Origin of the sequence: Caulobacter sp. BE254, assembly GCF_031457295.1 — a bacterium.
In the GTDB taxonomy this organism is placed as follows: domain Bacteria; phylum Pseudomonadota; class Alphaproteobacteria; order Caulobacterales; family Caulobacteraceae; genus Caulobacter.
The window spans coordinates 155,924-172,981 of sequence record NZ_JAVDWJ010000010.1 but is presented as its reverse complement, the minus strand read 5'-3'; the positions used below and the strand labels follow the sequence as shown (position 1 = coordinate 172,981).

Below are 17,058 nucleotides of genomic sequence, written 5' to 3'. Positions count from 1 at the left end.
GCATGATGGAAGGACGTTCCATGAGGCTCGTCATGTTCGATCTCTTCACCCGTCATCCCCGCTCGGTCGACGAGACCTATGGCGAGCACATGGCCGTGGCCTGGAGCTTCGCCGTTCCGATGCTGCTGGGCGGCCTGGCCTGTTTCGTCCACGGGATCTTCCCGTTCCTGTTCGAGACCACAGGCAGCCGCTGCGTGAAGCTGCTCTACACCCGGATCGCCAACCGGGGCCGCAAGCCCGACGCCGAAATGCCCAACTGGGCGGCCTTCGACGCGGTGATCTGAACCCAATCCTCCCCCTGTGGGGCAGGGGTATCGCATATGGATTCGTCCTATCGAGAGCCCGCGTTGGATCGAGGCAAGCTCTACCAAAAGGCGAACAAAACGAATCCAAACAGACTCACGAGCCTGCCTTTTTGGTCTCGATTGGACGCACGGCTCAGGCCGTCCACCTTTCGTTCTTCATATGCGATAGCCCTGCCCTGTGGGGGAGGTGTCGGCGCAGCCGACGGTGGGGGGAGTGATCGGCCGATGGCTGCAACCCGATCAACAATCCCAAAACTCCCCCCACCGATCGCTACGCGATCACCTCCCCCACAGGGGGGAGGAGCGTGCTCGAAACGTCGTCGGCGGAGCAAATTCTCCCCCTTGGCGGCGGCGCGTCGCTAGCCCATCGTCCCGGCGAAAGAGTCGGGAGGACTGGATGAGTTTCTGGACGCGCCGCAAGGCGATCGACACCGCCGGTGGCGACGCCGCCCACGCCCTGAAGAAGACCCTGAGCTGGTACCATCTCGTCGCCCTGGGCGTCGGGGCCATCGTCGGCACCGGCATCTACACCCTGACCGGCGTCGGGGCGGGGCTGGCCGGGCCGGGCGTGATGCTGTCGTTCCTGATCGCCGGGGCGGTCTGCGCCTGCGCGGCCCTGTGCTACGCCGAGCTGTCGACGATGATCCCGGCGTCGGGCAGCGCCTACACCTACAGCTACGTGGCCATGGGCGAGCCGGTCGCCTGGTTCGTCGGCTGGAGCCTGATCCTCGAATACACCCTGGTCTGCGCGGCCGTGGCGGTGGGCTGGTCGGCCCACGCCCAGGGGCTGTTCCAGATGGCCGGCTTCCCGCCCGCCCTGCTGGCCGGACCGCACCAGGGCGGGCTGGTCAACCTGCCGGCGGTGATCATCTCGTTCGCCGTGGCCGGGCTGCTGGCCCTGGGCACGAAGGAGAGCGCCACCGTCAACATGGTGCTGGTGGTGATCAAGATCGCCGCCCTGGCGGTGTTCGTCGTCCTGTGCCTGCCGGCCTTCGACGCCAGCCACTTCACGCCGTTCATGCCGCAGGGCTTCGCCGCCCACACCGCCCAGGGGACGGGCGCCGACGGCGTCAAGGTCGGGGTGATGGCCGCCGCCAGCCTGATCTTCTTCGCCTTCTACGGCTTCGACGCGGTGTCGACCGCCGCCGAGGAGACCAAGAACCCGCGGCGCGACCTGACCATCGGCATCGTCGGCTCGATGCTGGCCTGCACCCTGATCTACATGCTGGTGGCCGGCGTCGCGATCGGCGCGTCGCGGGCCGAGGTGTTCTCCAAGAGCGAAGCGCCGCTGGTCTTCATCCTGGAGACCCTGCAACACCCAAGGATGGCCCAGCTGGTGGCCCTGGCCGCGGTGGTCGCCCTGCCGACCGTGATCCTGGCCTTCATGTACGGCCAGAGCCGGATCTTCTTCGTGATGGCCCGCGACGGCCTGCTGCCTCCGGCCCTGTCGCGGGTGAACCGCAAGACCGGCACGCCGGTGCTGATGACCCTGCTGACCGGCGCCCTGTCGGCCCTGCTGTCGGGCCTGCTGTCGCTGAAGGACATCGCCGAGCTGGCCAACGCCGGCACCCTGGCGGCCTTCATCGCCGTGGGGCTGTCGGTGATCATCCTGCGGGTGCGCGACCCGCAACGGCCGCGGATGTTCTCCACCCCGCTGTGGCAAGTGGTGGCGCCCGGCGCCATCCTCGGCTGCCTGTACCTGTTCTACAGCCTGCCCTCCAAGACCCAGCGCTACTTCCTGTACGCCCACCTGATCGGGGCGGCGGTGTATTTCCTCTACGGGGTGCGACGTAGCGCCCTCGCGCGGGCCGAGGCCGGAAAGGTGTAAGAGAACAGGATCGTCGGCGTCCTCGGGGGTGAACTTGCTGCGCTTGGTTCGGTCTGGCCTGTTTCGCCCCGGCGCCTGGGTTCTGCTCGCGGCGATCCCGCTGGTGGCGTGCGGCGGCGGGGGCGGGGGCTCGGGACCCGCGCCGGGCGTGGTCACCCCCCCTCCGCCTCCACCGCCACCTCCCCCGCCTCCGCCCCCTCCCCCGCCGCCCATCCCCTCGACGGGCAGCGCCGAATACCAGCGCGGCTGGAACCTCGCCGCGATCCATGCCGACGTCGCCTACGGCAAGGGAGCCACCGGCCAGGGGATCACCGTGGCCGTGATCGACACCGGCGTCGACGGCGCCCAGGCCGACCTGGTCGGCGCGGTCTCGGCCGACTCCACCGACATCATCGGGCGCGGCGCCCTGGTCGGCTCCAGCCGCCACGGCACGCGGGTGGCCGGCATCATCGCCGCGCGCTTCAACGGGGCCGGCACGATCGGCGTCGCCTACAACTCCACGATCCTGTCGATCCGGGCCGACGACAGCGGCGTGGCCACCCCCGACTGCCCCGACTGCGTCTTCGACTCCGACAGCCTGGCCGCCGCCCTGGACTACGCCGTGTCCAAGGGCGCCAAGGTGGTCAACCTGTCGCTGGGCGGCGATGGACCGGAAGGGACCCGGTTCGAGGCGGCCCTGGCCCGCGCCGTCGCCGCCGGGGCGGTGGTCTCCGTCGCATCGGGCAATGACGGCGATCCCGATCCGTCCTGGCCGGCCCGCTACGCGGTCGATCCGCGCTACGCCGGCTCGGTGGTGGCGGTCGGGGCCCTGACCCAGGCCGGGGTGATGGCCAGCTATTCGAACAAGGCCGGCGTCGCCGCCAACGGCTACCTGGCCGCGCCCGGCGACAGCATCGCCACCGAGTGCGACAGCACGGGCTGCGCGGTGGTCTCCGGCACCTCGTTCTCCGCGCCCCAGGTCTCGGGGGCCCTGGCCCTGCTGCTGCAGGCCTTCCCCAACCTGTCCGGACGGGAGGCCCTCGACATCCTGCTGCGCACGGCCGACGACCTGGGGACGGCCGGAACCGATTCCACCTATGGCCGCGGCGGCCTGGACCTGGCCCGGGCCTTCGCGCCGGTGGGAGCCAGCAGCCTGTCCCTGCCGGGCGGCGGAACCACCGTCCTGACCGGTTCCGGCGTGGGCGGCAATGTCGGCTCGGCCTTCGGCTCGGTCCTGCGGCGCGGCGACGGCCTGCGCACCGTGATCCACGACGACTACAACCGGCTGTTTTCGGTGAACCTGGCCGATGGCCTGCCGGGCCAGCGGCGTCGCGCCCCGCTGGCCCCGCCGCCGATCCAGGCCTCCAGCCAGGTGATGCTGGGCGGCCCGGCGCTGGGCGGGCTGAACCTGGCCGTCTCGGTCGAGGGGCCGGTGTTCGACGAGCGCGCCCACGAGCCTCAGCCGTCCCTGACCCTGGGGCCCCAGCCGATGCGCTCGGTGCGGATGCAGGCCGCCTACGGGCGCCTTAGCCTGTCCAACTGGAGCGGCGAGGGCGGGGCGCCCGCCCCGGCGGGCCCGGCGGGCCGCGACGCCTTCCAGGCCATCGCCCAGCCCGACCGCTCCACCCAGGCCGCCCTGCGCCTGGGCCGGTTCGCCCTGCTGGCCGAGCAGGGCTCGGCCCATCCGCGCCAGCCGCTGCGGATCAACGAGATCGAAGGCTCCACCTACGCCTCGGCCACCGGCATGGTGCAGGTCGGCGCCGCCCTGGTCAGCCTGACCGGCGGGGCCCTGGACGAGCCCTTGGGTCCGCTGGGGTCCTATCTGGCGCCCGGCGCGACCCTGGCCCTGCCGGCCCGGACCCGGTTCGGGGCGGCGGCCGTGGACCTCCATCCGCGCCCCGGCCTGTCGCTGCACGCCGACCTGTCGATCGGCCGCACGGCAGTGGACGGCGGCCTGCTGTCGCTGGACCGGGCGATCAGCAGCGCCTGGCGGCTGGAGGCCGGCGCCGACTGCCGGCTGGTCGGCTGGGCCTGCTCGCGCCTGACCTTCGGGATCGCCCAGCCCCTGCGCATCGAGAGCGGCAAGTTCCAGGCCGTGCTGGCCGACGTGCCCCTGGCCTATGACGATCCGCTGACCTTCTCGACCCGCCGGTTCAGCGCCTCGCCCGACGGCCGCGAGATCGACCTGAGCCTGGGCCTGGAGCGGGCCTTCGGGCCCTGGCGCTCGCTGGTGGTGCGCACCAGCCTGGCCCTGCAGCCCGGCCACCAGGCCGACGCCGCGCCCGAGGTCGGCGCCCTGGCGACCTGGCGCTCGCGGTTCTAGCCGCCGAGGTTCACAGCGCGAACACCTCGCCGGTGTCCATGCGCACGTTGCGGATGGCGCGGCAGGCGTCCTCGTCCGCCCGCGTGCGCGCCGGCTTGAAGCTCAGCAGCAGCGAGCGCCGCCGCGCGCCGGAGCGGTTGCGGGTCGCCCCGTGCAGCAAGTCGGCGTCGAACACCAGGATGTCCCCCGCCTCGCCGGCCAGGACCAGGGACGCGGCCTCGTCGGGCTCGCCGCCCTGGTCTCCGGGATCGAGCGGGCGCGGGACCACGCGGGTGGCGCCGTTGTCGGCTCCATAGGAATCCAGAAAGACCAGGGCGGCCACCGCCTTCTGGCCAGCGCCGTCACGATGCAGGGGCTGGTGGCCGGCGTCCGGCAGCGGCTCGCGACCCTCGACCTGGCAGAGGAAGAAGGGCTCGCCCAGGATCCGTCCCGCCGCGGCCAGCAGGGATGGCAGCCGGCAGGCGCGTCGCACCGTGGGATCCAGGTCCACCAGGGCGTGGCGCCAGCCGACGCCGCGCGGCGCGGCCCATTGGTTCTCGCTCCCCACGCCGACCTCGAACGCGTCGCGCAGAGCCTCGCGCCAGGCCTGCGGCACGACGTCGCGCAGCAGCAGGTAGCCGTCGCGGTCCAGGGCGGCGGCTTGCGGCGCCGGCAGCGGATCGACCTTTGTCGGCGCAAGGAGATCGCTCATGGCGGGAGCCTAGCAACCCCGGGTCGCTTTTGAAGCGGAAAGACAGCGTCGCTGCCGGATCCGTCGCCGCCCGCGCCGTCGCGCACTCGGCCCTTTCCTTCCGGCGCTCCGCCGCTACAGTCTGCTCAAAACAGATGTTTGAAGCGGAAGGAACGCCATGGCCCTGGACCTCAAGACCCGCGAGCAGCTGATCGACACCGTCCGCCGGTTCGTCGCCGAGCGGCTGCGCCCGATCGAGGCCAAGGTCGCCGAGGACGACGCGGTGCCCGCCGAGGTCATCGAGGACATGAAGGGGCTGGGCCTGTTCGGCCTGTCGATCCCGGAGGACTTCGGCGGCCTGGGCCTGAACATGGAGGAAGAATGCCTGGTCGGCATCGAGCTGGGCCGCGCCTCGCCGGCCTTCCGCTCGGTGTTCGGCACCAATGTCGGCATCGGCAGCCAGGGCCTGGTGATGTTCGGCACCGATGAGCAGAAGGCCCGCTGGCTGCCGGGCATCGCGTCCGGCGAGATCGTCACCTCGTTCGCCCTGACCGAAGCCGAGGCCGGGTCCGACAGCGCCGCGGTCCAGACCCGCGCGACCCTGGATGGCGACGACTATGTGCTGAACGGGTCCAAGCGCTACATCACCAACGCCGGCAAGGCCTCGCTGTTCACGGTGATGGCCCGCACCAACCCCGAGGCCAAGGGCGGTTCAGGCGTCTCGGCCTTCCTGGTGCCGCGCGATCTGCCCGGCCTGAGCGTCAGCAAGCCCGAGAAGAAGATGGGCCAGCAGGGGGCCCACATTCACGACGTCACCTTCGACAATGTCCGCGTGCCGGCCTGGAACCGGCTGGGCGAGGAGGGCGAGGGCTTCAAGGTCGCCATGCAGGTGCTGGACCGGGGGCGACTGCACATCGCCGCCGTCTGCGTGGGCGTGGCCGAACGCCTGCTGGTCGATTGCGTGGCCTATGCCTCTGAGCGCAAGCAGTTTGGCCAGCCGATCGCCAGCTTCCAGCTCATCCAGGCGATGATCGCCGACAGCAAGACCGAGGCCCTGGCCGCCCGGGCCCTGGTGCTCGAGACGGCCCGCCAGCGCGACGCCGGGCGGGGCGTGACCCTGGAGGCGGCGGCCGCCAAGCTGTTCGCCTCGGAAATGGTCGGCCGGGTGGCGGACCGGGCGGTGCAGATCTTCGGCGGCGCGGGCTATGTCGCCGACTACGGCATCGAACGGCTGTACCGCGACGTGCGGATCTTCCGGATCTACGAGGGCACCAGCCAGATCCAGCAACTGGTCATCGCCCGCGAAACGCTGAAGCGGGGCGGGTAGGGGATTTGCCGCCGGGGACAGGTACATGTGCCTGTCCCCACTCGGCGCACGACCCCAAAACGCAAAACGCCCCCACCGGCCCCGGGCCGGAACGTCCCCTGTAAGGACGCTCCGGCGGAGCCAGCGGAGGCGTATTAAGATCTCTCCAGGAAGGGAGAGAGCTTTTAGACTTACGCGCCGCCCGGGAAGCGGAACGGAACCTTCACGGTGCCGGTCTTGGCGCCCATCGGCAGCTTTTCAGCGATGCACATGGCGGCCTTGTCGAAACCCTTGCCGGCCGCGCTGTTGTCGACGACCTTGCACTCGGTCAGCTTGCCGGCGTCGGCGGTGCATTCCAGCATCACCTGGGCCGCGTCGCGCGTGTTGGCGAACTGCTGCAGGCAACGGCCCATTTGGTCTTCGAAGCCGCCAGCCGCCGAGGCGGCTTGAGCGACGAAAAAGCTGCCAGCGATTCCCGCGGCAATAGCGATCGGATATTTCATCCCGCTGCTCCTAATAGTGTGTCTCGCCCTTCGGACGTCGCGTCGTCCGGACGCCTGAGCTTTTTCGCAGAACCGAGTTAAAATATTCTGAGTCACCGGAAGATAGTTTTCTTCACTCATCGGTAACCACGTTTACTTGCCGAATACGTGGTTTCACTTGAAACTACACTCAGATTCCAGCGTCGTCGACTCGTCGTCTTCGCGTGCGCGACTCGCGCGCGCCCATTCCTTATTCCAGGACCAGGCGGCCGGGGCTTTGCGTGGCGCGGAATTTTTGGGGTGCGACACGCCCTGCGGCACAGGCTCTTAACCAAAGTCAGGAACTATTAGGAATATGCCGTGATGATCGCCCTCGACGTTGGTGATCCGTGCGCACGGAAACACCGCTAGAGGGGACCCATCCGATGAAGCGCTTTCGGCTCGTCGATCTTCCGTTGATCATCAAAATCGGCTTCGCGCCGGCTTTCGCTCTGCTCATGCTGGCCCTGATGGCCGGCGGCGCGATCGTCGTGCAGAAGAGCCAGTCCGCCGCGCTCAAGCAGGTCGTCGAGAACGACATGCGCGAGAACATGGAGATCCAGGCGATCTCCAAGCGGATCTCCAACATCAACGGCGAACTGTTCACCGTGATGACCCACAAGGCCGGGAACATCGAGGTCGACAAGAACGACGCCCGCATGGCGGCGATCCTGACCGAGACCGACGCGATCAAGAAGGACCTGACCGCTCTGAAGGGCAAGCTGCCCAAGGAAGAGCAGGGCAAGATCGTCGAGCTGATCAAGTCGCTCGACGAATGCCGCAGCGCCATCGACACGGTCAGCGGGATGATCGGCGTCGACTTCAACATGGCCGCCGGCTTCATCGCCCCGTTCGAAGAGCAGTACGCCAAGATGACCGCCCAGCTGGACGGTGTCGTGGCGTCCGCCAACACCCGCGTCGCCACCGAGACCGCCAAGAAGCAGGCCGAGGCCAATGCGGCGATGAGCGCCACGATCGTCCTGTCGCTGATCACGCTGTGCGCGGTCGCCGGCCTGGCCTTCATGACGGTCATGACCACCCGCAAGTCGATCGGCGACATCGCCGGCGCCACCGAGAAGCTGTCGAAGGGCGACAACACGATCGACCTGGAAAAGATGACCCGCGGCGACGAGTTGGGCGCCATCGTCCGCTCGCTGAAGGTCTTCCGCGACAACCAGCTGCACCTGGAGCAGATGCGCGCCGAGCAGGAGAAGTCGGCCGCCCTGACCGCCGACGAGCGCCGGGCCAAGGAAGAGGCCGCCGCCGCCGCCGCCCGCGAGAACGCCCTGGTGGTGTCGTCGCTGGCCGACGCGCTGGAGCACCTGGCCAAGGGCGACCTGACCTATCGCGTCCAGGCCGACTTCCCGGGCGACTACCGCAAGCTGAAGGACGACTTCAACGCCGCCATCACCCAGCTGCAGGAAACCATCAAGGTCATCGCCGCCTCGACGGACGGCCTGCGCACCGGCGCCGACGAGATCGCCCACGCCTCGGACGACCTGTCGCGCCGCACCGAGCAGCAGGCCGCCTCGCTGGAAGAAACCGCCGCCGCCCTGGACGAGCTGACCGCCACGGTGCGCCGCACCGCCAGCGGCGCCAAGCAGGCCTCGGAAGTGGTCTCCAGCACCCGCGGCGAAGCCACCCATTCGGGCCAGGTCGTGCACGAGGCCGTCTCGGCCATGGGCGCCATCGAGGACTCGTCCAAGCAGATCAACCAGATCATCGGCGTGATCGACGAGATCGCCTTCCAGACCAACCTGCTGGCCCTGAACGCCGGCGTCGAAGCGGCTCGCGCCGGTGACGCTGGCCGAGGCTTCGCGGTCGTGGCCCAGGAAGTCCGAGCCCTGGCCCAGCGCTCGGCCGAGGCCGCCAAGGAGATCAAGACCCTGATCTCGTCCTCGACCCAGCAGGTCAGCCAAGGCGTCAGCCTGGTCGGCCAGACGGGCGAGGCTCTGCAGCGGATCGTCACCAAGGTCGGCGAGATCGACGCCCTGGTCACCGAGATCGCCGCCTCGGCCGCCGAGCAGGCGACAGGGCTCAACGAGGTCAACACCGCCGTCAACCAGATGGACCAGGTGACCCAGCAGAACGCGGCCATGGTCGAGCAGTCGACCGCCGCCACCCACTCGCTGAAGGGCGAGACGGGCGAGCTGGTGCGCCTGATCGGCCGCTTCAACGTCGGCAGCGGTCGCCAGCAGGCGTCCTACGAGCGTCCGCAGATGGCCGATCCCGCCTACCACGCCCCCGCCGCCAATCCCGTGGCCGAGCAGCGCGCCCGCCTCAACGCCTTCGCCCGTCCCGGGCGTGGCGGCGCGGCGGCCGCCCCGGCCAGCGACGGCTGGGAGGAGTTCTGATGTCGACAGCGATCGCTTTGCCCGAAACCCTTGATCTGAAGGCTTCGGGGCCGCTCAAGCAGGCCTTCGTCGAACGCCGCGGCCAGGACATCGAAGTCCATGCCGACCAGGTGCGCCGCCTCGGCGGGCTGTGCCTGCAGGTCCTGCTGGCCGCCCGCAAGGCCTGGGCCGAGGACGGCAAACCCTTTTCGATCACCGCGCCTTCCGAGGCGTTCGTGGAAACCATCCGTCTTTTCGGGGCCGAAGGGGTCCTGCTTCAGGCCGAAATCCAAGGAGCTGCATCGTGACGCGTACTGTCCTCACGGTCGATGACTCGCGTACGATGCGGGACATGCTGCGCATGGCCCTCGCCGGCGCCGGGTTCAACGTCGTCGAAGCCGTCGACGGCGAACACGGGCTGGAAGTATTGTCCGCCCATCGCCCCGACGTGATCATCACCGACATCAACATGCCCAAGCTGGACGGCTTCGGCTTCATCGAGGCGGTGCGGGTCGACGACGACTATCGCGCCATCCCGATCCTGGTCCTGACCACGGAAAGCGACCCCAGCAAGAAGCAGCGGGCCCGCGAAGCCGGCGCGACGGGCTGGATCGTCAAGCCGTTCAATCCCGAGAAGCTCGTTGAGGCGATCCGCCGCGTCGCGGCCTGATCGTCAGGTGTTCTAGGTACTGAAGCGCCTTTGTAGGAAGTCGGGGAATGGACGAGCTAGAGGCCATCAAGGTCACCTTCTTTCAGGAATGCGAGGAACTGCTCGCCGATCTTGAAGGCGGGCTCTTGGCCATGCAGGACGGCAACGACGATGGCGACACCGTCAACGCCGTCTTCCGGGCCGTGCACTCGATCAAGGGCGGGGCGGGAGCCTTCGGTCTGGAACCGCTGGTGCGCTTCGCCCACGTGTTCGAGACCCTGCTGGACGCCCTGCGGTCGAACGAGATCCCCGGCACGCCCGACCTGACCGCCCTGCTGCTGCGCGCCTCGGACGTGCTGGCCGACCACGTCAGCGCCGCCCGCGGCCTGGGGGTGGTCGACATGGACGTCTCGGCCGCCATGGCCGCCGAGCTGAAGGCGGTCACCGACCCCAACGCCGCCCCGGTCGCCGCCGCGCCGGTGGAGCAGGCTCCCCAGTACGTCGACGCCGCCCCGATCGTCATCGGCTCTGACGACGGCCTGGACGACGACGACCTGGGCTTCGACTTCCAGCCGATGACCATCAGCCTCGACGCCCAGGCCGCCGACGCGGCCGTGCTCGACGGCAAAGTCTGGACGGTGTCGATCCGTCCGAAGTCGGACCTCTACCGCAAGGCCAACGAGACGGCCCTGCTGCTGCGCGAACTGAACCGCCTGGGCCCGATCCAGGCGACCCTGGACGACAGCGCCCTGCCGACCCTGGAATTCATCGACCCCGAAGCCGCCTATGTCACCTGGAGCGTCCGGCTCGAGACCGAGCAGGGCGAGGAGGCCATCCGCGAGGTCTTCGAATTCGTCGACGGCGACTGCGAACTGGAGATCACCCGCGGCGAGGCCCCGGTGGCCGAGGTGCTGGCCACCCTGCTCGAAGTGGCCGCTCCGGCGCCTGAACCCGCGCCCGCCGCGATCGAGACCCCCGTCGAAGCGCCGGTCGCCGCCGCTCCGGTCGTCGAGATCGCCCCGCCGGCCCCCGTCGCCGCCCCGGTCGCCGCCAACGCCCCGGCCGCCCCCGCGGCCAAGCCGGCCCAGATCGACGTCCCCGGTCCGGGCCAGTCGGTGATCCGCGTCGATCCCGAGCGCATCGACCGCCTGATCGATCTGGTCGGCGAGCTGGTCATCAACCAGGCCATGCTGGCCCAACGCGTCGGCGAATACGGCATCGCCCCGTCCTCCAACCTGGCCATGGGTCTGGATGAGCTGGAACAGCTCACCCGCGAGATCCAGGACAGCGTCATGGCCATCCGCGCCCAGCCGGTGAAGTCGGTGTTCCAGCGCATGCCGCGCCTGGTCCGCGAAGTCGCCAACATGACGGGCAAGCAGGCCCGCCTGGTGATGGACGGCGAGAACACCGAGGTCGACAAGACGGTCATCGAGCGTCTGGCCGACCCGATCACCCACATGCTGCGCAACGCCATCGACCACGGGCTGGAAAGCCCCGAGGAGCGCAAGGCGGCCGGCAAGAATCCCGAGGGCGTCGTGCGCCTGGCGGCCCTGCACCGCAGCGGCCGGATCGTCATCGAGGTCCAGGACGACGGCAAGGGCATCAACCGCGAGCGGGTGCTCTCGATCGCGGTCAAGAAGGGCCTGATCTCGCCGGACCTGACCCTGACCGACGAGGAGATCGACAACCTGATCTTCCTCCCCGGCTTCTCGACCGCGGACAAGATCTCGGACGTCTCCGGCCGCGGCGTCGGCATGGACGTGGTCAAGCGTTCGGTGCAGGCCCTGGGCGGCCGCATCTCGATCACCTCGCGTCCGGGCCTGGGCTCGACCTTCACCCTCAGCCTGCCGCTGACCCTGGCCGTCCTGGACGGCATGGTGGTCGACGTCGCCGGCGAGACCCTGGTCATCCCGCTGGCCTGCATCGTCGAGAGCCTGCGTCCGAAGGCGGAGGAAATCCGCCCGCTGGGTCCCTCCGGTCACGTGCTCGCCGTGCGCGACAGCTTCGTGCCGCTGATCGACGTGGGCCTGACGCTGAACTACCGCGACCGCTCGCCGGCCGCCACCGAGGGCGTGGTCCTGCTGGTCGAGGGCGAGGACGGCTCGCGCGCCGCCCTGGTGGCCGACGCCATCCACGGCCAGCGCCAGGTGGTCATCAAGTCGCTCGAGCAGAACTACCAGCAGGTCGAGGGGGTCGCCGCCGCGACCATCCTGGGCGACGGCCGGGTGGCGCTGATCCTCGACGTCGACGCGGTGATCAACCTGCGTCGCCGCGGTCCGCCGCAGCCTTCCGACCCCACCCTCATCGCCGCGGAATAGCCCGATGACCGAACCCACCCCCACGTCCAGCACCGAAACCCGCGAACTGATCTCGTTCCGCGTGGGCGAGCAGGAATACTGCGTGGACATCATGGCCGTCCGCGAGATCCGCGGCTGGAGCCCGGCCACCACCCTGCCGCAGTCGCCCGCCTACATGCGCGGCGTGATCAACCTGCGCGGTGCGGTCCTGCCGATCATGGACCTGGCCGCCCGCATCGGCATGCCGACCACCGAGCCGAACGTGCGCAGCGTGTTCATCGTCGTCCAGGCCGGCGACCGCACGGTCGGCCTGCTGGTCGACGCGGTGTCCGACATCCTGTCGATCACCGACGCCATGTGCCAGCCGACCCCGGATATCGCCTGCGAGAACGTCCGCCACTTCGTGCGCGGCATCATTTCCATTGAAGGGCGGATGATCAGCGAGATCTCGCTGGACCGCCTGCTCCCCGAGCGCGAGGCCCTGGCCGCCTGAGATGACCACACCCTCGACCTCCTTCACCGATCGCCGCGAGGCCCTCGTCGATGGCGAGTTCGCCTTCACGAGCGCCGACTTCAAGCGGATCGCCGCCCTGCTGTACGACCAGGCCGGCATCAGCCTGCCCGACAGCAAGGCGACGCTGGTCTATTCGCGCCTGGCCAAGCGCCTGCGCACCCTGGGCCTGAAGTCGTTCGCCGAGTACTGCGCGTTCGTCGCCCAGGACGGCAATGTCGACGAGCAGCAGCACATGCTCCGGGCCCTGACGACCAACGTCACCCGGTTCTTCCGCGAGCCGCACCACTTCGACGACCTGCGCGCCAGCATCCTGGAGCCGATGGCCGACAAGGTTAGGGCCGGCGGGCGCCTGCGCCTGTGGTCGGCGGCCTGCTCGTCGGGCCAGGAACCCTATTCGATGGCCTTCACGGTGCTGTCGGTGTGGCCGAACGCCGCCGACCTGGACATCCGGATCCTGGGCACCGACATCGACACCAACGTGCTGGCCACCGGCCGGGCGGCCGTCTACGAGGAACAGCTCCTCGAGGGCATCCCCGCCAACATGCGCAACCAGTATTTCGAACGTGACGCCAGCGACCGCCGCAGCTTCCGGGTCTGCGAGGCGGCCCGCCAGATGGTGGCTTTCCGCGAGCTGAACCTCAACGGCCCCAGCTGGCCGATGAAGGGGCCGTTCGACGCCATCTTCTGCCGCAACGTCGTCATCTATTTCGACGAGCCCACCCAGGAGCGGGTCTGGCAGCGCTTCGCACCGCTGGTCGCCCCGGGCGGCAAGCTCTATGTCGGCCATTCCGAACGTGTGGGCGCCTCCGTCACCGCCTTCGAAAGCGCCGGCCTGACCGCCTACCGCAAGGCAGGTCGCTGATGGCCAGGATTCGCGTTCTCGTCGTCGACGACTCCGCCACCATGCGGAGCCTGATCACGGCCGCCCTGACCCGTGACCCCGAGATCGAGGTGGTCGGCGCCGCCGGCGACCCGTTCGAGGCCCGGGGCATGATCAAGGCCCTGAACCCCGACGTCGTCACCCTCGACATCGAGATGCCGAACATGAACGGCATCGAGTTCCTCGAGAAGATCATGCGCCTGCGGCCGATGCCGGTGGTCATGGTCTCCAGCCTGACCCAGGCCGGGGCCGAGATGACCCTGCGCGCCCTGGAGCTGGGCGCGGTCGACTGCGTCGGCAAGCCCACCAACGCCACCGGCACCGCCGAGGCGCTGGCCGAGGTGGCCGACAAGGTCAAGGCCGCCGCCCGCGCCTCGGTGCGGACCAAGGCCGACGCCGCGCCGGCCACCGCCCGCCGCCTGAACTACGTCCCCTCGGGCGACATCGTGGCGATCGGCTCGTCGACCGGCGGGGTGGAAGCCCTGCTGACGATCCTCAGCCAGTTTCCCGAAACCGGCCCGCCGACGGTGATCACCCAGCACATGCCGGCGACCTTCACCGCCAGCTTCGCAGCCCGCCTCGACCGGGCCAGCGGCGCCTGGGTGCAGGAAGCCGTCGACGGCGCCCTGCTGGAGCCGGGCAAGGTCTATGTCGCCCCGGGCGGCGCGACCCACCTGGAAGTCGTCCGTTCGGCCGGGCTGCGCTGCCGCCTGGTCCAGGGCGATCCCGTCAGCGGCCACCGGCCGTCGGTGGACGTGCTGTTCAACTCCGTGGCCCAGGCGGTCGGCGACAAGGCGGTCGGCGCCATCCTGACCGGCATGGGTCGCGACGGCGCCCAGGGTCTGCTGGCCATGCGCAAGGCCGGGGCCCGGACGGTCGGCCAGGACGAGCAGAGCTGCGTCGTCTACGGCATGCCGCGCACGGCTTTTGAACTCGGCGCCGTGGAGAAGCAGGTCACCCTGTCCTCCATGGGCCAAACCATCCTCGATCTGGCCTCCGCGAGGCGATGAACCCATGCCCCAAGCAAGCTCCATTTCCGTTCTCGTCGTCGATGACCAGCTGACCATGCGGGCGTTGATCCGCAACGCCTTGCAGCAGATCGGCTTCAAGGACATCCGCGAGGCCCCCGACGGCGAGGAAGCCCTCAAGAACCTGCTGGCCAAGCCGGCCAACCTGGTCATCTCGGACTTCAACATGCCGAAGATGGACGGGCTGGCCCTGCTGCGGGCGGTGCGCTCGCACCCGCCGATCCGCCAGACCGCCTTCGTTATGCTGACTGGTCGGGCCGACCGCGAACTGGTCCAGCGCGCGGTGCAGTTCGGCGTCAACAACTACTGCGTCAAGCCGTTCACCGTTCAGGGCCTGAAGGAAAAGATCGAACAGGTCTTTGGCCAGCTGACATGATCAATCGAGATCCCCACCCAGACGAGATTGGGCCGGCGATCAAGGTTCACGTCACCCAGGGCGAGAGCCACGTGTCGTCGGATCCGCAGGTGGTCATGACGACGGTGCTCGGCTCGTGCATCGCCGCCTGCCTGCGCGATCCGACCACCGGCATCGGCGGCATGAACCACTTCCTGCTGCCCGATACCGGCGGCCGGACCAATAACGACAATGGCGACGCGGTCCGCTACGGCGCCTACGCCATGGAGCTGCTGATCAACGGCCTGCTCAAGAAGGGCGCGCGCCGCGATCGTCTCGAGGCCAAGATCTTCGGCGGCGGCAAGCTGTTCGATGGCCTTTCGGACGTCGGCGCCAGCAACGCCGCCTTCGCCGAGCGCTTCCTGCGCGACGAGGGTATTCCGATCGTCTCGTCCAGCACCGGCGGTCTGTCGGCCCGACGCGTCGAGTTCTGGCCCGCCTCCGGCCGGGTTCGCCAGCGCCTGGTCGCCGTCGACAACGCCCCGCAGGACGTCCGTCGTCCCGCGCCCGCCCCGATGCCCGCCGCGTCCAGCGGCGACGTGGACCTGTTCTGACCCCATGACCGTTCAGCCGCTGGCCCTGACCGACACCGACGAGACCTTCCCCGGGCAGCTGCCCGTGGGCGAGCTTTCGCGTCGGCTGGCGGCGGAGCTGATGGCGGCGGCGGCGATCTGCCGCGACTGCGAGCACATCGCCGGCGACCTGGCCAGCGGCGGCGCGGCCCTGGAAAACCTGTCGCGGCTGCAGGCCCTGGACGAGCTGAGCCAGCGCCTGCACGGCCTGTCTGACGTCCTGGCCCGCATCGGCCAGCACGCCTCTGGCGAGTGGAGCATGGCGGTCGAGCCGCTGCTCGAGGGCCTGGGCCTGGCCGATCTCGTGGTGCGTCTGCGCGACGCGAAGAACCATGACGGCTGGGACGCCACGGCCGGCGAACTCGATTTCTTCTAGGCCATGCGCGAACCGCTCCACGCCTCGGCCCGCATCAATCTCGAGAAGGTCGAGGTTCTGCTGGTCGACGACAGCGTCCCGTCGCTGAACCTGCTGTCCCAGGTGCTGCTCGGCTTCGGGGTGGGCAATCTCACCCGCGCCGACGGCGCCAGGGCGGCCCAGACCCTGCTGCGCGAGCGCACGTTCGACCTGGTCATCAGCGCCACCAACATGGCGGGAGTCGACGGCTACGAGCTGGTCAAGTGGCTGCGCCGCGGCGCCCTGGAGGCCAACCGCTACCTGGCGGTGATCCTGGTCTCGGGCCACACGCCGCCCTCGCAGGTGTTCAAGGGCCGCGACGCCGGCGCCAACTTCACGATCGCCAAGCCGATCACGCCCAAGATCGTCCTGGAGCGCATCCTGTGGGCGGCCAAGGAAGACCGCCAGTTCATCGAGTGCGAGACCTATCTTGGGCCCGACCGCCGGTTCAGGAACGACGGTCCTCCGCCCGGCGCCAAGGGGCGTCGCCGTGAAGACCCGCCACAAGCGCTCCGCCCGCCCGGCGCCCCGTCGCTGGAGTCCGCCGACTCCCAGAAAGCCAAGTCATGAGCGTCATGCGTAAGTTCCGCGCCCCCAACCGCCTGTCGATGCTGGTCCGGGCCGACGGCGGCATGATGGCCAAGGACGCCCTGGCCGCCGCCGACGCGGCGCTGGAGCCGCTGCGCGCCGAGTCGCTGGCGGTGCTGGACGCCGCCCTGGCGGAGATCGAGGCCCGGTTCGGCCGGTCGGCGGCGGCGACCCGCGCGTCCGGCCTCCACCAGGACCTCTACACCCTGGCCCTGCGGATCATCGACGTCTCCGGCTTCCTGCCGGGCTCATGCGTCGACCAGGCGGCGATCTCGTTCTGCGCCCTGGTCGACAATTGCGCCGAGGCCGGCGTCTGGCGCTGGGACGCCGTCGACGTGCACATCAACGCGCTGCGGCTGCTGCGGACCACCGACCTGAGCCCGGACCAGCGGCGCGCGGTGATCGACGGGCTCAACAAGGTCAGTCAACGACGTATCGACGACGCCTGAGGCGGTCGGCGGAATAAGCTTGGCCTTA

17 protein-coding genes and 1 pseudogene are annotated in these 17,058 nt (G+C 69.5%); 16 read left to right on the top strand and 2 right to left on the bottom strand.

What is annotated here, in order from left to right:
• Nucleotides 1-32 precede the first annotated feature (32 nt).
• The 3 genes from J2X41_RS17925 to J2X41_RS17915 all read left to right on the top strand — a co-directional run bounded on the left by J2X41_RS17925 (nucleotide 33) and on the right by J2X41_RS17915 (nucleotide 4,435).
• Nucleotides 33-284, top strand: coding sequence for a DUF6356 family protein (locus J2X41_RS17925; RefSeq protein WP_310083804.1), 252 nt, complete (start codon nucleotides 33-35; stop codon nucleotides 282-284).
• A 418-nt stretch (nucleotides 285-702) separates the two neighbouring features.
• Nucleotides 703-2,133, top strand: coding sequence for an amino acid permease (locus tag J2X41_RS17920; protein WP_310083802.1), 1,431 nt, complete (start codon nucleotides 703-705; stop codon nucleotides 2,131-2,133).
• Between the two features lie 28 nt (nucleotides 2,134-2,161).
• The gene (locus J2X41_RS17915) at nucleotides 2,162-4,435 is read left to right on the top strand and encodes a S8 family peptidase (protein ID WP_310083799.1); all 2,274 of its coding nucleotides are present in this window, start codon (nucleotides 2,162-2,164) and stop codon (nucleotides 4,433-4,435) included.
• Nucleotides 4,436-4,445: 10 nt separating this feature from the next.
• On the opposite strand, the gene J2X41_RS17910 is transcribed toward J2X41_RS17915, so the two are convergent.
• Nucleotides 4,446-5,126 carry a phytanoyl-CoA dioxygenase family protein gene (locus J2X41_RS17910; RefSeq protein ID WP_310083796.1) on the bottom strand — a complete coding sequence of 227 codons (681 nt, stop codon included), beginning with the start codon at nucleotides 5,124-5,126 and terminating at the stop codon, nucleotides 4,446-4,448.
• 157 nt (nucleotides 5,127-5,283) lie between these two features.
• On the opposite strand from J2X41_RS17910, the gene J2X41_RS17905 reads away from it, so the two are divergent.
• A complete protein-coding gene (locus J2X41_RS17905; protein ID WP_310083793.1) occupies nucleotides 5,284-6,432 on the top strand; it encodes an acyl-CoA dehydrogenase family protein in 1,149 nt (382 codons plus the stop codon).
• A gap of 170 nt (nucleotides 6,433-6,602) precedes the next feature.
• On the opposite strand, the gene J2X41_RS17900 is transcribed toward J2X41_RS17905, so the two are convergent.
• Nucleotides 6,603-6,914, bottom strand: coding sequence for a hypothetical protein (locus tag J2X41_RS17900; protein WP_012284370.1), 312 nt, complete (start codon nucleotides 6,912-6,914; stop codon nucleotides 6,603-6,605).
• A gap of 358 nt (nucleotides 6,915-7,272) precedes the next feature.
• Between J2X41_RS17900 and J2X41_RS17895 the strand changes: the two are divergent.
• From J2X41_RS17895 to J2X41_RS17840, 12 genes and pseudogenes are all read left to right on the top strand, one after another.
• A pseudogene (locus J2X41_RS17895) lies at nucleotides 7,273-9,286 on the top strand (methyl-accepting chemotaxis protein).
• The gene (locus J2X41_RS17890) at nucleotides 9,286-9,573 is read left to right on the top strand and encodes an STAS domain-containing protein (protein WP_310083789.1); all 288 of its coding nucleotides are present in this window, start codon (nucleotides 9,286-9,288) and stop codon (nucleotides 9,571-9,573) included. Before J2X41_RS17895 ends, J2X41_RS17890 begins: the two are co-directional and overlap by 1 nt.
• Nucleotides 9,570-9,935, top strand: coding sequence for a response regulator (locus J2X41_RS17885; protein WP_028038734.1), 366 nt, complete (start codon nucleotides 9,570-9,572; stop codon nucleotides 9,933-9,935). The genes J2X41_RS17890 and J2X41_RS17885 overlap by 4 nt, the downstream gene beginning before the upstream one ends.
• A 47-nt stretch (nucleotides 9,936-9,982) precedes the next feature.
• The gene (locus J2X41_RS17880; protein ID WP_310083787.1) at nucleotides 9,983-12,232 is read left to right on the top strand and encodes a chemotaxis protein CheA; all 2,250 of its coding nucleotides are present in this window, start codon (nucleotides 9,983-9,985) and stop codon (nucleotides 12,230-12,232) included.
• Between the two features lie 4 nt (nucleotides 12,233-12,236).
• Nucleotides 12,237-12,704 (top strand): chemotaxis protein CheW, encoded by a 468-nt coding sequence (locus tag J2X41_RS17875; RefSeq protein WP_310083785.1) that lies wholly within the window; start codon nucleotides 12,237-12,239, stop codon nucleotides 12,702-12,704.
• Between the two features lies 1 nt (nucleotide 12,705).
• The gene (locus J2X41_RS17870) at nucleotides 12,706-13,587 is read left to right on the top strand and encodes a protein-glutamate O-methyltransferase CheR (RefSeq protein ID WP_310083782.1); all 882 of its coding nucleotides are present in this window, start codon (nucleotides 12,706-12,708) and stop codon (nucleotides 13,585-13,587) included.
• A complete protein-coding gene (locus tag J2X41_RS17865; protein WP_310083780.1) occupies nucleotides 13,587-14,615 on the top strand; it encodes a chemotaxis response regulator protein-glutamate methylesterase in 1,029 nt (342 codons plus the stop codon). Before J2X41_RS17870 ends, J2X41_RS17865 begins: the two co-directional genes overlap by 1 nt.
• Before the next feature lie 4 nt (nucleotides 14,616-14,619).
• Nucleotides 14,620-15,009, top strand: coding sequence for a response regulator (locus J2X41_RS17860; RefSeq protein ID WP_019847929.1), 390 nt, complete (start codon nucleotides 14,620-14,622; stop codon nucleotides 15,007-15,009).
• Nucleotides 15,006-15,581 (top strand): chemotaxis protein CheD, encoded by a 576-nt coding sequence (locus tag J2X41_RS17855; protein ID WP_310083777.1) that lies wholly within the window; start codon nucleotides 15,006-15,008, stop codon nucleotides 15,579-15,581. The genes J2X41_RS17860 and J2X41_RS17855 overlap by 4 nt, the downstream gene beginning before the upstream one ends.
• Nucleotides 15,582-15,585: 4 nt before the next feature.
• A complete protein-coding gene (locus J2X41_RS17850; RefSeq protein ID WP_310083773.1) occupies nucleotides 15,586-15,975 on the top strand; it encodes a chemotaxis protein CheU in 390 nt (129 codons plus the stop codon).
• A gap of 3 nt (nucleotides 15,976-15,978) precedes the next feature.
• A complete protein-coding gene (locus J2X41_RS17845) occupies nucleotides 15,979-16,563 on the top strand; it encodes a response regulator (RefSeq protein WP_310083770.1) in 585 nt (194 codons plus the stop codon).
• Nucleotides 16,560-17,030, top strand: a complete 471-nt coding sequence (locus tag J2X41_RS17840; RefSeq protein ID WP_310083767.1) for a chemotaxis protein CheE — start codon at nucleotides 16,560-16,562, stop codon at nucleotides 17,028-17,030. Before J2X41_RS17845 ends, J2X41_RS17840 begins: the two co-directional genes overlap by 4 nt.
• Nucleotides 17,031-17,058 lie beyond the last annotated feature (28 nt).

What these genes read in the sequence shown, in the direction of transcription:
- J2X41_RS17920 (WP_310083802.1), top strand. Translation starts at nt 703, where the DNA reads ATGAGTTTCTGGACGCGCCGCAAGGCGATCGACACCGCCGGTGGCGAC.
- J2X41_RS17840 (WP_310083767.1), top strand. Translation starts at nt 16,560, where the DNA reads ATGAGCGTCATGCGTAAGTTCCGCGCCCCCAACCGCCTGTCGATGCTG.
- J2X41_RS17905 (WP_310083793.1), top strand. Translation starts at nt 5,284, where the DNA reads ATGGCCCTGGACCTCAAGACCCGCGAGCAGCTGATCGACACCGTCCGC.
- J2X41_RS17850 (WP_310083773.1), top strand. Translation starts at nt 15,586, where the DNA reads ATGACCGTTCAGCCGCTGGCCCTGACCGACACCGACGAGACCTTCCCC.
- J2X41_RS17865 (WP_310083780.1), top strand. Translation starts at nt 13,587, where the DNA reads ATGGCCAGGATTCGCGTTCTCGTCGTCGACGACTCCGCCACCATGCGG.
- J2X41_RS17870 (WP_310083782.1), top strand. Translation starts at nt 12,706, where the DNA reads ATGACCACACCCTCGACCTCCTTCACCGATCGCCGCGAGGCCCTCGTC.
- J2X41_RS17845 (WP_310083770.1), top strand. Translation starts at nt 15,979, where the DNA reads ATGCGCGAACCGCTCCACGCCTCGGCCCGCATCAATCTCGAGAAGGTC.
- J2X41_RS17880 (WP_310083787.1), top strand. Translation starts at nt 9,983, where the DNA reads ATGGACGAGCTAGAGGCCATCAAGGTCACCTTCTTTCAGGAATGCGAG.
- J2X41_RS17925 (WP_310083804.1), top strand. Translation starts at nt 33, where the DNA reads ATGTTCGATCTCTTCACCCGTCATCCCCGCTCGGTCGACGAGACCTAT.
- J2X41_RS17855 (WP_310083777.1), top strand. Translation starts at nt 15,006, where the DNA reads ATGATCAATCGAGATCCCCACCCAGACGAGATTGGGCCGGCGATCAAG.
- J2X41_RS17890 (WP_310083789.1), top strand. Translation starts at nt 9,286, where the DNA reads ATGTCGACAGCGATCGCTTTGCCCGAAACCCTTGATCTGAAGGCTTCG.
- J2X41_RS17910 (WP_310083796.1), bottom strand. Translation starts at nt 5,126, where the DNA reads ATGAGCGATCTCCTTGCGCCGACAAAGGTCGATCCGCTGCCGGCGCCG.
- J2X41_RS17860 (WP_019847929.1), top strand. Translation starts at nt 14,620, where the DNA reads ATGCCCCAAGCAAGCTCCATTTCCGTTCTCGTCGTCGATGACCAGCTG.
- J2X41_RS17875 (WP_310083785.1), top strand. Translation starts at nt 12,237, where the DNA reads ATGACCGAACCCACCCCCACGTCCAGCACCGAAACCCGCGAACTGATC.
- J2X41_RS17900 (WP_012284370.1), bottom strand. Translation starts at nt 6,914, where the DNA reads ATGAAATATCCGATCGCTATTGCCGCGGGAATCGCTGGCAGCTTTTTC.